Below are 14071 nucleotides of genomic sequence, written 5' to 3' on the forward strand. Positions count from 1 at the left end.
GATATGACAACTCTGTATCTTGCTTCCGGTTCCCCGCGTCGCCAGGAATTATTGACTCAACTTGGATTTTCATTCGAGCAGGTCGTGCCTGGTATTGAAGAGCAACGGCGTGCTCAGGAAAGCGCGCAGCAGTATGTTGTTCGGCTGGCACGCGAAAAGGCGCAGGCTGGCGTGGCGCTGGTTCCCCGTGATCTGCCGGTGTTGGGCGCGGATACGATAGTCGTGTTAAACGGCGAGGTGCTGGAAAAGCCGTGCGACGCCGCTCATGCCGCAGAAATGCTGCGTTTGCTTTCCGGAAATACGCATCAGGTGATGACTGCTGTTGCGCTTGCGGACTCGCAGCAGACGCTGGATTGTGTGGTGGTAACGGAGGTGACTTTCCGCACGCTTTCTGCGCAGGATATTACTGGCTATGTCGCCAGCGGCGAGCCTTTAGATAAAGCAGGTGCATACGGTATTCAGGGGCGGGGTGGCTGTTTTGTCAGGAAGATAAATGGCAGCTATCACGCCGTGGTCGGCTTACCGCTGGTTGAAACGTATGAGTTGTTGAGTCATTTTAACGCACTGCGTGATAAAAGGGATAAACATGACGGCTGAATTGTTGGTAAACGTAACGCCATCGGAAACGCGCGTGGCGTACATTGATGGCGGTATTCTTCAGGAAATCCATATTGAGCGCGAAGCGCGACGCGGAATCGTAGGCAATATCTACAAAGGTCGTGTAAGTCGTGTACTTCCAGGTATGCAGGCGGCTTTTGTAGATATTGGGCTGGATAAAGCCGCATTTCTTCACGCTTCCGACATTATGCCGCATACCGAATGCGTGGCGGGCGACGAGCAAAAACAGTTTACCGTGCGCGATATCTCCGAACTGGTGCGTCAGGGACAGGATCTGATGGTGCAGGTAGTGAAAGATCCGCTCGGCACGAAAGGCGCGCGTTTGACCACGGACATCACGTTGCCCTCCCGTTACCTTGTTTTTATGCCCGGCGCGTCACACGTTGGCGTTTCCCAGCGTATCGAAAGCGAAAGTGAACGCGAGCGCCTGAAAAAGGTGGTGGCGGAATACTGCGACGAACAGGGCGGGTTTATTATCCGCACCGCGGCGGAAGGCGTGTGTGAAGAGGATCTCGCGTCTGACGCCGCCTATCTCAAGCGCGTCTGGACGAAAGTCATGGAGCGCAAAAAGCGTCCGCAAACGCGCTACCAGATGTATGGCGAACTGGCGCTGGCGCAGCGCGTGCTGCGCGATTTCGCCGATGCGCAGTTGGACCGAATTCGCGTCGACTCACGTCTGACCTATGAGTCGCTGCTGGAGTTTACCGCAGAATACATCCCGGAAATGACCAGTAAGCTGGAGCATTACAGTGGCCATCAGCCGATCTTCGATCTTTATGACGTGGAAAATGAGATCCAGCGCGCGCTGGAGCGTAAGGTTGAACTCAAGTCTGGCGGTTATCTGATTATCGACCAAACCGAAGCGATGACGACGGTAGATATCAATACCGGCGCGTTTGTCGGACACCGTAATCTCGACGACACCATTTTTAATACCAATATTGAAGCGACTCAGGCCATTGCCCGCCAGCTACGCCTGCGTAATCTGGGCGGCATTATCATTATCGATTTTATCGACATGAATAATGAAGATCATCGCCGCCGGGTGCTGCATTCGCTGGAACAGGCGTTAAGTAAGGATCGCGTGAAAACCAGTATTAACGGTTTTTCGCCGCTGGGGCTGGTGGAAATGACCCGTAAACGGACCCGTGAAAGCGTGGAACATGTGCTTTGTAACGAGTGTCCAACCTGTCATGGCCGCGGGACGGTAAAAACGGTGGAAACCGTCTGTTATGAGATCATGCGTGAAATTGTACGTGTTCATCACGCTTATGACTCCGATCGCTTCCTGGTTTATGCTTCTCCTGCGGTGGCGGAAGCGCTGAAAGGCGAAGAATCACACGCGCTGGCGGAAGTCGAAATCTTTGTCGGCAAACAGGTTAAAGTTCAGGTCGAACCGCTTTATAACCAGGAGCAGTTTGACGTCGTAATGATGTAATTGAGTAGTAGCACCAGCGCATGTAGGCCGGATAAGGCGCAAGCGCCGCCATCCGGCAATATACCCTCAACGGGTGTGAGTCGTATTTTTTGGCAGACAAGGAGAGACGCGTGAGGCGATTGCCGGGGATTTTATTGCTCACTGGAGCCGCGCTCATCGTCATTGCAGCGCTGCTGGTTAGCGGGCTGCGCCTGGCGTTGCCTCATCTTGACGCCTGGCGTCCAGCTATCCTGAATAAAATTGAGTCCGTGACCGGCGTGCCGGTGGCCGCCAGCCAACTCTCCGCAAGCTGGCAAAATTTTGGCCCTACGCTGGAAGCGCATAATATTCATGCCGCCCTGAAAGATGGCGGCGAGCTGTCGATAAAACGCGTTACGCTGGCGCTGGACGTCTGGCAAAGCCTGTTGCATATGCGCTGGCAGTTTCGCGACCTGACCTTCTGGCAACTCAATTTCCGCACCAACACGCCTCTTCAAAGCAGCGACGGCAAAGGCATCGAAACCAGCCGTTTAAGCGATCTTTTCCTGCGTCAGTTCGATCATTTCGATCTGCGCGATAGCCAAATCAGTTTTCTGACGCTTTCCGGACAACGCGCGGAGCTGGCGATCCCACAGCTTACCTGGCTAAACGGCAAAGAGCGGCACCGCGCCGAAGGCGAGGTCAGCCTCTCCAGCCTGACCGGGCAGCACGGCGTGATGCAGGTGCGGATGGATTTACGCGATGACGACGGTTTGCTGAATAACGGCAGAGTCTGGTTACAGGCCGACGATATTGACGTCAAGCCGTGGCTGGGCAAATGGATGCAGGATAATGTGGCGCTCCAGACGGCGCGTTTCAGTCTGGAAGGCTGGATGACGCTCAGTAAAGGCGAAATCGCCGGAGGAGACGTCTGGCTGAAACAGGGCGGCGCAAGCTGGCTGGGCGATAACACGACGCACACGCTGTCTGTCGATAACCTGACGGCGCAGATTAGCCGCGAGCAGCCGGGCTGGCAGTTTTATATTCCGGACACACGGATTACGCTTGATGGTAAACCCTGGCCGAGCGGAGCCTTAACCGTGGCCTGGCTCCCGCAGCAGGACGTCGGCGGCGAGAATCACACACGTAGCGATGAGCTACGCATTCGCGCCAGTAATCTTGAACTGGCGGGGCTGGAAGCATTACGTCCGCTGGCGGCTAAACTGTCGCCTGTGCTGGGCGAAATATGGCAGGCTACGCAGCCGAGCGGAAAGATCGCCACACTGGCGCTGGATATTCCGCTACAGGCGACCGAAAAAACGCGTTTTCAGGCATCGTGGGAAAATCTTGCCTGGAAACAGTGGAAGCTGTTGCCCGGCGCGGAACATTTTTCCGGTACGCTGGCGGGAAGCGTAGAAGACGGGCAGATGAAGGTTGCGATGCAGCAAGCTAAAATGCCCTATGAAACCGTTTTTCGCGCGCCGCTGGAAATTGAAAACGGCGTCGCGACGCTTAGCTGGTTGAAGAATGAGAACGGCTTTCAGCTTGATGGCCGCGACATTGACGTCAAAGCAAAGGCGGTACATGCGCGCGGCGGGTTCCGCTATCTGCAACCGACGGGCGACGAACCGTGGCTGGGTATTCTGGCCGGAATCAGTACCGATGATGGATCTCAGGCGTGGCGCTATTTTCCGGAAAACCTGATGGGCAAAGCGCTGGTCGATTACCTTAGCGGCGCGATTCAGGGCGGCGAGGCGGATAACGCCACGTTGGTTTACGGTGGTAACCCGCACCTCTTTCCCTATAAGCATAACGAAGGTCAGTTTGAAGTGCTGGTGCCGCTACGCAATGCGACGTTTGCCTTTCAACCCGACTGGCCGGCGCTAAAAAATCTCAACATTGAACTGGATTTCCTGAACGACGGTCTGTGGATGCGTTCGGATAGCGTCGATTTGGGCGGGGTGAAGGCCAGCAAACTCGCGGCGACGATTCCGGATTATTCCAAAGAGAAACTGCTCATTGATGCCGATATTAACGGGCCGGGAAAAGCCGTTGGGCCTTATTTTGACGAGACGCCGCTAAAAGACTCGCTTGGCTCGACGCTGGCGGAGCTCCAGTTAGATGGCGATGTGAATGCTCGCTTACATCTTGATATTCCGCTGGACGGAGAACAGGTTACCGCCGAGGGCGATGTCTCGTTGCGTAATAACAGTCTGTTTATTAAGCCGCTAAACAGCACGCTCAAAAATCTGAACGGTAAATTCAGCTTTGTGAATGGCGCGCTAAAAAGCGGGCCGCTGACGGCAAACTGGTTTAATCAGCCGCTTAACCTGGATTTCAGTACGACGGAAGGGGCAAAAGCCTATCAGGTCGCCGTCAACCTGAACGGTAACTGGCAACCAACGCGTATGGGCGTCTTACCGCCGCAACTGAATGACGCCCTGAGCGGCAGCGTGACGTGGAATGGTAAAGTCGGCATCGATCTTCCGTATCACGCTGACACCACTTATCACATCGAGCTGAACGGCGATCTGAGAAATGTGAGCAGTCACTTACCTTCTCCGCTAAATAAACCCGCAGGCGAAGCCATTCCGGTGAACATTCAGGCTGACGGCAACCTGAAAAGTTTTGCGCTAACGGGGAGCGCAGGGAGTAAAAATCACTTTAACAGCCGCTGGTTATTAAATCAGAAGCTGACGTTGGATCGGGCTATCTGGACGACGGACAGCCGGACGATTCCGCCATTACCTGCTCAACAAGGCGTTGAACTCAATCTGCCGGCGCTGGATGGCGCACAATGGCTGGCGTTATTCCAGAAAGGCGCGGCGGATAACGTGAGCAGTTCAGCCGAGTTTCCTCAACGCGTCACGTTGCGTACTCCCGCGCTATCGCTGGGTGGCCAGCAGTGGAACAATTTGAGCGTCGTTTCAGCCCCCTCGCTGAACGGAACAAAAATTGAAGCGCAGGGCCGTGAGGTGAACGCCACGCTGCTCATGCGCAACCATGCGCCGTGGCTGGCGAATATTAAGTACCTGTACTACAACCCTGGCGTCGCAAAAACGCACGCCTCGTCACCAACGCCGACATCGCCGTTGGCTTCGGCGAACACGATTAGCTTCCGCGGCTGGCCGGACTTACAGCTTCGCTGCGAAGAGTGCTGGCTGTGGGGGCAAAAATATGGGCGTATTGATGGCGATTTCGCCATCAAAGGCAATACGCTGACTCTGGCGAATGGCCTGATCGATACCGGATTCGCCCGTTTGAAAGCGAACGGCGAGTGGGTGAATGCGCCGGGTAATGAACGAACCTCGCTGAAAGGTAGTCTGCATGGTAGTAACCTCGACACGGCTGCCGGGTTCTTCGGTATCTCGACGCCAATCCAGAACGCGTCTTTTAACGTAGATTACGATCTGCACTGGCGAAACCCGCCCTGGCAACCTGAGGAAGCCACGCTCAACGGGATTTTACGTACGCGTCTGGGTAAAGGCGAGTTTACTGATCTCAGTAGCGGTCATGCCGGACAGTTACTGCGGCTGCTCAGTTTTGATGCGTTGCTGCGTAAGCTGCGGTTTGACTTCAGAGATACCTTTAGCGAGGGCTTCTATTTCGACTCTATTCATAGTACCGCGTGGATTAAAGATGGCGTCCTGCATACTGACGATACGCTGGTGGATGGGCTGGAAGCGGATATTGCAATGAAAGGTTCTGTTGATCTGGTGCGTCGTCGTCTTGATATGGAGGCCGTTGTCGCGCCGGAAATTTCCGCCACAGTGGGCGTCGCCGCCGCGTTTGCCGTTAACCCGATTGTCGGCGCGGCGGTATTTGCCGCCAGTAAAGTGTTGGGGCCGCTATGGAGCAAGGTCTCCATTTTGCGATATCGCATTACCGGTCCGGTCGATGCGCCGCAGATCAACGAAGTTCTGCGCCAACCGATAAAAGAAAGCCAGCAATGATTTGACGGGGGCGAGGAATTGCCCCACTCTCAGTAAATAGTCATGCCGGACGGCGCTGCGTTTATCCGGTTTGTACAATCTAACAACGTAGTCCGGATAAGGCGTGAACCGCCATCCGGCAGAAATCAACGAGTAGCAAAAACGATGAGTCTGAACCTGGTAAGTGAACAATTGCTAGCGGCGAATGGCCTGAACCATCAGGATCTGTTCGCTATTTTGGGCCAACTGGCCGAACGCCGTCTTGATTATGGCGACCTCTATTTTCAGTCGAGCTATCACGAATCCTGGGTTTTAGAAGACCGCATCATTAAAGATGGTTCATATAATATCGACCAGGGCGTTGGCGTTCGCGCCATTAGCGGCGAAAAAACCGGTTTTGCTTATGCTGACCAGATAAGCCTCCTGGCGCTGGAGCAGAGTGCGCAGGCAGCGCGAACCATTGTACGCGAGAACGGCGAAGGCAAGGTAAAAACGCTCGCCGCCGTAGCGCATCAGCCGCTCTACACCACCCTTGATCCGCTGCAAAGTATGAGCCGCGAAGAGAAGCTGGATATCCTCAGACGCGTTGACAAAGTGGCGCGAGAAGCCGATAAACGCGTGCAGGAAGTTAACGCCAGCCTGACCGGCGTATATGAATTAATCCTCGTGGCGGCGACCGACGGGACGCTGGCGGCGGATGTCCGTCCACTGGTGCGGTTGTCCGTTAGCGTGCAGGTGGAAGAAGACGGTAAACGCGAGCGCGGCGCCAGCGGCGGCGGCGGTCGCTTTGGTTATGAGTATTTTCTTGCCGATCTCGACGGCGAGGTTCGCGCCGACGCGTGGGCGAAAGAAGCGGTACGCATGGCGCTGGTTAATCTCTCCGCGGTCGCTGCGCCAGCGGGGACGTTACCGGTGGTTCTGGGCGCCGGGTGGCCGGGCGTATTGCTGCACGAAGCGGTCGGTCACGGGCTGGAAGGTGATTTTAACCGTCGTGGGACATCTGTGTTTAGCGGTCAGATCGGCGAGCAGGTTGCCTCCGCGCTTTGCACCGTAGTGGACGACGGCACAATGATGAACCGTCGCGGCTCCGTTGCTATCGATGATGAAGGTACGCCAGGCCAGTACAACGTATTGATTGAAAATGGCGTGCTGAAAGGATACATGCAGGACAAGCTGAACGCTCGCCTGATGGGCGCTGCGCCGACCGGTAACGGGCGTCGCGAATCTTACGCGCATCTGCCGATGCCGCGTATGACGAATACCTATATGTTGGCGGGGCAGTCAACGCCGCAGGAAATTATCGAATCCGTTGAGTACGGCATCTATGCGCCTAACTTTGGCGGTGGTCAGGTGGATATCACCTCCGGCAAGTTTGTGTTCTCTACCTCGGAAGCGTATCTGATTGAAAATGGCAAAGTCACGACGCCGGTGAAGGGCGCGACGTTGATTGGATCAGGCATTGAAACGATGCAACAGATCTCCATGGTCGGCAACGACCTTAAGCTGGATAACGGGGTGGGGGTCTGCGGTAAAGAGGGCCAAAGCCTGCCGGTAGGCGTAGGCCAGCCGACGCTGAAAGTCGATAACCTGACGGTTGGCGGCACCGCATAACTGCCCGCCTTATCAGGCCTGTGGTGTGTGCCGCCCAGGCCTGATAAGCGCAGCGCCATCAGGAAATGTCAGCCTCGGGTGGCATCTGGCCTACAATCGTCTTCAGCAATTACCCGGTGTTTTTATTTTTCTTTTCCCCGCCCGTGCATCCCCTGAAACAGGTGTGCGACATCGACAAAATAGTCAGTTAACGCGTTAATCACTACCTGCACTTTAAGCGGCAGCTTATCTTTTTCGGTGTACAGCGCGTACACCGGACGGGGATCGGACTGATAGCGAGGCAGCAGGATCTCCAGATCGCCACGATTGATCTCATCGATCACCCACATCAGCGGCACATAGGCGATTCCGGTTCCGGCGGTCAGCCAGCGTACCAGCGTCATCGGATCGTTAGTGACGAACCGCCCCTGTGGAATCAGTCGGGTAGAAATTCCTTCCGGCGCGATAAGTTCAAACTCATTATCCGGGCGCACGCTATATTCCAGCCAGGAATGGCTACTGAGATCGGCGGGTTTTTCCGGGACGCCGTACTGAGCGAGGTAGGGCTTGGCGGCGCACACAACCATCGGCATCGCGCCGAGTCGACGGGAAAACAGGCTGGAGTCTTGCAGCGCGCCCACGCGGATCACCACGTCCAGTCCGTCGGCAATTAAATCCGGAGCCGGAATTCCTGTCACAAGATTGACCGCCAGACCGGGATACTCTTTTAATAATTTTGCGGTAAGCCCGGCCAGCACATTTTGCGCCATGGTTGAAGAACAGCCGATACGCAATGTACCGATGGGCGTGTTATTAAAAGCGTAAAGCTGCTCATGAACATCCTGCACTTCATGCAGCATACGACGACAGCCCTGATAATAGATTTTTCCAGCCTCGGTGAGCCCAATGCTGCGTGTGCTGCGGTTGAGCAATTTAACCTGAAGCTCATCTTCCAGTTTCGCCACAGTCTGGCTGATGGACGATACGCTCATTTGCAGCTGTCTGGCTGCGGCGGTAAAAGAGCCAAACTCGACAACTTTGGCGAATACCGACATTCGTTTTAATCGTTCCATTATTCACTCTGGCTTAAAAGTGATTTAGATCACATAATATAGATAACAGCATAACAATTACGTTAATATACTATTATTCGAATAAGAGCTATGTCGCTCTCGCCTGGCGTCTCTTGCCCTTCTCTGCGGCGATGTAGCTTAACAATCTATCGCCTGCTCTCTCTCAGAAATCAAGGTCAACATGAGTCTGTTTCCCGTTATCGTGGTGTTTGGTCTTTCCTTCCCACCGATATTTTTCGAATTGCTTTTGTCACTGGCTATTTTTTGGCTGGTGCGTCGGATGCTTGTGCCGACGGGTATCTATGATTTTGTCTGGCATCCGGCTTTGTTCAATACCGCGCTGTATTGTTGTCTGTTTTATTTAATATCGCGCCTGTTCGTTTGAGGTTGAAGTGAAAACACTAACAAGAAAACTCTCCCGTACGGCCATTACCCTCGTACTGGTTATTCTGGCCTTTATCGCCATTTTCCGCGCCTGGGTGTATTACACCGAATCTCCCTGGACGCGCGACGCGCGTTTTAGCGCCGATGTCGTCGCTATTGCCCCGGATGTCGCGGGCCTGATTACCCATGTAAACGTGCATGATAACCAACTGGTGAAAAAGGATCAGGTCCTGTTTACCATCGATCAGCCACGCTATCAAAAAGCGCTGGCGGAAGCGGAAGCTGATGTAGCCTATTATCAGGTACTGGCGCAGGAAAAACGCCAGGAAGCCGGTCGCCGTAATCGCCTCGGCGTACAGGCGATGTCCCGGGAAGAGATCGATCAGGCGAACAACGTCTTGCAGACGGTACTGCATCAACTGGCTAAAGCCCAGGCGACGCGCGATCTGGCTAAACTCGATCTGGAACGCACCGTCATTCGCGCGCCTGCCGACGGCTGGGTGACTAACCTTAATGTTTATGCCGGTGAATTTATTACCCGCGGTTCCACAGCCGTCGCCCTGGTGAAAAAGAACTCTTTTTACGTGCAGGCCTATATGGAAGAGACCAAGCTGGAAGGCGTGCGTCCGGGATATCGTGCCGAAATCACGCCGCTTGGCAGCAACCGGGTATTAAAAGGTACCGTCGATAGCGTGGCGGCAGGGGTAACGAATGCCAGCAGTACCAGCGATGCGAAAGGGATGGCGACGATAGACTCTAACCTCGAATGGGTGCGTCTGGCCCAGCGTGTCCCGGTGCGTATCCGACTCGACGAGCAGCAGGGGAATTTGTGGCCTGCCGGTACGACGGCAACCGTCGTGATCACCGGTAAGCAGGATCGTGACGCAAGCCAGGACTCCTTCTTCCGTAAACTGGCGCACCGGCTGCGCGAATTCGGTTAATCGTCATGGGCATTTTCTCCATTGCCAACCAGCACATTCGTTTTGCGGTAAAGCTGGCGTGCGCCATTGTGCTGGCATTATTTATCGGCTTCCATTTTCAACTGGAGACGCCGCGTTGGGCGGTGCTGACCGCCGCGATCGTGGCGGCAGGCCCGGCATTTGCCGCCGGCGGGGAACCCTATTCCGGCGCTATCCGTTATCGCGGAATGTTGCGTATTATCGGGACGTTTATTGGCTGTATCGCCGCGCTTATCATTATTATCTCTATGATCCGCGCGCCGTTATTGATGATTCTGGTGTGCTGTGTCTGGGCCGGTTTTTGTACCTGGATCTCCTCTTTAGTACGGATCGAAAACTCTTATGCGTGGGGACTGTCAGGTTATACTGCGCTGATCATTGTGATTACCATTCAGACGGAGCCGCTGCTTACGCCGCAATTTGCGCTTGAGCGCTGTAGCGAAATCGTCATCGGCATTGGCTGCGCTATTTTAGCGGATCTGCTTTTCTCGCCGCGATCGATAAAGCAGGAGGTTGATCGCGAACTGGACAGTTTACTGGTAGCGCAATATCAGCTAATGCAACTTTGTATTAAGCATGGCGACAGCGAAGAAGTCGACAACGCCTGGGGCGATCTGGTGCGACGCACGGCGGCGCTGGAGGGAATGCGAAGTAATCTGAATATGGAATCTTCGCGCTGGGTACGCGCTAACCGCCGCCTGAAAGCGTTGAATACGCTTTCGCTCACGCTGATTACGCAATCCTGTGAAACTTATCTTATTCAAAACACGCGGCCGGAACTGATTACCGATACATTCCGGGAACTGTTCGAGACGCCGGTTGAAACGGTACAGGACGTTCACAGGCAGTTAAAACGGATGCGGCGTGTCATTGTCTGGACCGGCGAGCGCGAAACGCCCGTCACGCTTTATAGCTGGGTAGGCGCAGCGACGCGCTATCTGCTGCTTAAACGCGGCGTGATCAGCAACACCAAAATCAGCGCGACGGAAGAAGAGATCCTGCAAGGCGAGCCCGTAGTTAAAGTGGAATCCGCTGAACGTCACCATGCGATGGTGAACTTCTGGCGCACCACGCTTTCCTGCATACTGGGGACATTATTCTGGCTATGGACCGGCTGGACATCGGGTAATGGCGCGATGGTGATGATTGCCGTGGTGACCTCGCTGGCGATGCGTTTACCCAATCCGCGCATGGTCTGCATTGATTTTATTTATGGCACTCTGGCGGCGTTGCCGCTGGGATTGCTCTATTTCCTGGTGATTATTCCCAATACGCAGCAAAGTATGCTGTTGTTATGTTTGAGCCTGGCGGTATTGGGGTTCTTTATCGGCATTGAGGTCCAGAAACGGCGTCTGGGGTCGATGGGGGCGCTGGCCAGTACGATTAACATTATTGTGTTGGATAATCCGATGACGTTCCATTTCAGCCAGTTCCTCGACAGCGCGTTGGGGCAAATTGTCGGCTGTATGCTGGCGTTTATCGTCATCCTGCTGGTGCGTGATAAATCCAAAGATCGAACCGGTCGCGTGCTGCTTAATCAGTTTGTTTCCGCTGCGGTCTCGGCAATGACGACCAACGTGGTACGTCGTAAAGAAAACCGTCTGCCTGCGTTATATCAGCAACTCTTTTTGCTGATGAATAAATTCCCTGGCGATTTGCCGAAGTTTCGCCTGGCGCTAACGATGATCATTGCTCATCAACGTCTGCGCGACGCGCCGATACCGGTTAATGAGGATCTGTCAGTGTTCCACCGTCAGCTTCGTCGTACCGCAGACCATGTTATTTCCGCCGGAAGCGATGATAAACGGCGACGCTACTTTGGTCAGTTGCTGGATGAGCTGGATATCTATCAGGAGAAATTACGTATCTGGGAGGCGCCGACGCAGGTGACGGAACCGGTTAAACGCCTGACGGGCATGTTACATAAATACCAGAACGCGCTTACCGATAGCTAACCCACAAGAACCGATGCCAAAAGCGTCGGTTTTTTTATGACTATACTTATTTGAGATACAAAAACAGCGCAAGAGTGCTCCGGGGCTAAAAGCGTTTCTGGAAGTGAAACCTCTGCATAATGATGCTTAGTAGTAAAACAGACAATTGTCTGTCGGGGATGGTGGCTGGCTATGAATGTCTATACTTTTGATTTTAATGATATTAAAAACCAAAGCGATTTTTATCGCGAGTTTACGCAGACGTTTGGTCTTGCCAGTGAGAAAGTAAGCGATCTTGATACATTATGGGATGCGGTAATGAGCGATATCTTACCTCTACCGCTAGAGATTGAGTTCGTTCACCTGCCTGATAAACTGCGCAGGCGCTACGGGGCGCTGATTTTACTCTTTGATGAAGCGGAAGAAGAGCTGGAGGGGCGGCTACGGTTTAATGTCCGGCATTGAAAAAGCATAAAAAAGCCCCCGACAGGCGGGGGCAAGTCGTCGGGTTAGACGACGAGGGTTTACTTATACAACTCGGCGGTGGCGTGCCAGTTATCACCTTCTTTTAATTCGATGATGCGATAGCTATTAGCGCCTGCTTTTTCGGCTTTAGCGACAATCTCCTGGCGCATATCCATTGGCGTACTGCCAATCTGCGAGACGGAAATGGTGCCCATCGGTTGCAGATTCTGCGCCTGTTCCGCGTTAACCTGATGTACTGCGGCATTTGCGCCGAAAGAGAGCAGAGTGGCCAGGCCGAGTGATGCGATAATGTATTTCGTTTTCATGGTCTTTTATTCCTTTATAGGGTCAACCTCGCGGATTAATGGGCTTTTCTTATGCGATATCTCCGCGAAGCAATGACACGTTATATGCGATGGCAGGTGAATTTTATTTGTACAGTTCGGCAGTGGCGTGCCAGTTGCTACCGCTACGCGCTTCGGTAATGTGGTAGGCCGTAGCGCCTTGTTCATCCGCTTTTTTGCTCAGCATGGCGTTCATATCCATAGGCGATGAGCCGATAGCGCTGACTGAAACCGATCCGATTGCTTCACGATTTTGCGCTTGCTCTGCGCTGATAGGTTCTGCGGCGAAAGCGCCAAAAGAGAGAACGGACAGAACACTTAATGTTGCAACAGTGGTTTTGATTTTCATGATTTTTACCTCGTCGAATTCCTTTACTGGGGTCTTTGTTTCGTGACCCTCATCACAAAATTAAGTATACACTAATCACGCGATTAATTAATACCACGCTAATTGTTTCTGCTTTTTAAAGACATTAAAAATTTTATTTTTTATAACGTTATGGAATTAAAATTGCTGTTTTTCGCCGCTGCTGTTTAAAAAATAAAAGAAAATCAATAGGTTAAAAAATTTGACATTTTGTGCGTTTTTTTGATTTGTCATTCATGCGGTGAATGTTTAAGGGCATGATTTGCCAAATGATAGCCGTACAGGAAAGCGGCGAGGGGAGAGGACAAAAAGGTGCCTCCGCCGTACGACGACGGAGGAAGTGGGACTAAAGCTCTTGTTCAAAAAGTTCCAGAATGGCTTCGTACAGATCTCTTACGGAAAAGCCGCTGGCAGGCGTAGTGAAGATAGTATCGTCGCCGGCAATCGTGCCGAGAATACCTTCTGCTTTCCCCAGTGAATCCAGCAGGCGCGCGATGAGTTGTGCCGCGCCGGGGCTGGTATGAATCACCACGACAGCGTCGTTATAGTCGATATCCAGCACCAGATTTTTCAACGGACTGGATGTTGTTGGGACGCCCAGTTCAGCCGGAAGACAGTACACCATTTCCATTTTTGCGTTACGTGTACGCACTGCGCCGAACTTAGTCAACATGCGCGAGACCTTGGACTGATTGATATTTTCAAAGCCCTGATCCTGCAACGCGAGGACGATTTCGCCCTGTGAGCTGAATTTTTCTTCTTTGAGGAGCGCTTTAAACGCTCTTACTAGTTCTTCTTGTTTAGCCGAGCTTCGCATAAGTCACCCGTAATATGGCGGTAGAAACAACATTATTGTGCATACAGATGAATTTTTATGCAAACAGTCTGCCTTGTTTAAGGCTGAAATAATGTTATGAAAGAGCGGAATTTTATCAAATTTCGTTATCAAGAAACATGCCTGTGTCACGCCTCGCAAATAAGATTAAAAGTAAATTAATTGTTATCAAAA

General features: G+C 53.1%; 12 protein-coding genes. 8 read left to right on the top strand and 4 right to left on the bottom strand.

Annotation, left to right across the window (positions count from 1 at the left end):
• Positions 1–3: 3 nt before the first annotated feature.
• The 4 genes from J1G48_RS02345 to tldD all read left to right on the top strand — a co-directional run bounded on the left by J1G48_RS02345 (position 4) and on the right by tldD (position 7557).
• Positions 4–597, top strand: coding sequence for a nucleoside triphosphate pyrophosphatase (locus tag J1G48_RS02345; RefSeq protein ID WP_000210304.1), 594 nt, complete (start codon positions 4–6; stop codon positions 595–597).
• Positions 587–2056: a ribonuclease G gene (rng, locus tag J1G48_RS02350; protein ID WP_000123188.1), complete on the top strand. Its 1470-nt coding sequence runs from the start codon at positions 587–589 to the stop codon at positions 2054–2056. Before J1G48_RS02345 ends, rng begins: the two co-directional genes overlap by 11 nt.
• Positions 2057–2166: 110 nt before the next feature.
• The gene (gene yhdP, locus J1G48_RS02355; RefSeq protein WP_001253515.1) at positions 2167–5967 is read left to right on the top strand and encodes an AsmA2 domain-containing protein YhdP; all 3801 of its coding nucleotides are present in this window, start codon (positions 2167–2169) and stop codon (positions 5965–5967) included.
• 144 nt (positions 5968–6111) lie between these two features.
• Complete coding sequence (tldD, locus tag J1G48_RS02360) at positions 6112–7557, top strand: metalloprotease TldD (protein WP_000055940.1); 1446 nt, start codon at positions 6112–6114, stop codon at positions 7555–7557.
• A 122-nt stretch (positions 7558–7679) separates the two neighbouring features.
• Here the strand turns inward: tldD and aaeR are convergent, their stop codons facing one another.
• A complete protein-coding gene (aaeR, locus tag J1G48_RS02365) occupies positions 7680–8609 on the bottom strand; it encodes an HTH-type transcriptional activator AaeR (RefSeq protein ID WP_000440300.1) in 930 nt (309 codons plus the stop codon).
• Positions 8610–8790: 181 nt separating this feature from the next.
• Between aaeR and aaeX the strand changes: the two genes are divergently transcribed.
• From aaeX to J1G48_RS02385, 4 genes are all read left to right on the top strand, one after another.
• Positions 8791–8994, top strand: a complete 204-nt coding sequence (gene aaeX / locus J1G48_RS02370; RefSeq protein ID WP_000051840.1) for a p-hydroxybenzoic acid efflux pump operon protein AaeX — start codon at positions 8791–8793, stop codon at positions 8992–8994.
• A 7-nt stretch (positions 8995–9001) separates the two neighbouring features.
• Complete coding sequence (gene aaeA, locus J1G48_RS02375) at positions 9002–9934, top strand: p-hydroxybenzoic acid efflux pump subunit AaeA (protein WP_000855134.1); 933 nt, start codon at positions 9002–9004, stop codon at positions 9932–9934.
• A gap of 5 nt (positions 9935–9939) precedes the next feature.
• Positions 9940–11907 (top strand): p-hydroxybenzoic acid efflux pump subunit AaeB, encoded by a 1968-nt coding sequence (aaeB, locus tag J1G48_RS02380; protein WP_000510914.1) that lies wholly within the window; start codon positions 9940–9942, stop codon positions 11905–11907.
• Between the two features lie 171 nt (positions 11908–12078).
• The gene (locus J1G48_RS02385) at positions 12079–12351 is read left to right on the top strand and encodes a hypothetical protein (RefSeq protein WP_001103887.1); all 273 of its coding nucleotides are present in this window, start codon (positions 12079–12081) and stop codon (positions 12349–12351) included.
• Positions 12352–12410: 59 nt separating this feature from the next.
• Here J1G48_RS02385 and yhcN-B read toward each other — a convergent pair whose 3' ends face one another.
• From yhcN-B to argR, 3 genes are all read right to left on the bottom strand, one after another.
• Positions 12411–12677, bottom strand: coding sequence for a DUF1471 family stress response protein YhcN-B (gene yhcN-B, locus J1G48_RS02390; protein WP_000853277.1), 267 nt, complete (start codon positions 12675–12677; stop codon positions 12411–12413).
• Positions 12678–12780: 103 nt separating this feature from the next.
• On the bottom strand, positions 12781–13044 hold the full coding sequence (yhcN, locus tag J1G48_RS02395; RefSeq protein ID WP_000695695.1) for a peroxide/acid stress response protein YhcN: 264 nt from the start codon (positions 13042–13044) through the stop codon (positions 12781–12783).
• Positions 13045–13408: 364 nt separating this feature from the next.
• Entirely contained in the window at positions 13409–13879 is a 471-nt protein-coding gene (gene argR, locus J1G48_RS02400; RefSeq protein ID WP_001257852.1) for a transcriptional regulator ArgR, read from the bottom strand.
• Positions 13880–14071: the final 192 nt, after the last annotated feature.

The sequence above is a fragment of the Salmonella sp. SAL-020 genome (assembly GCF_017372215.1).
Taxonomy (GTDB): Bacteria; Pseudomonadota; Gammaproteobacteria; order Enterobacterales; family Enterobacteriaceae; genus Salmonella; species Salmonella enterica.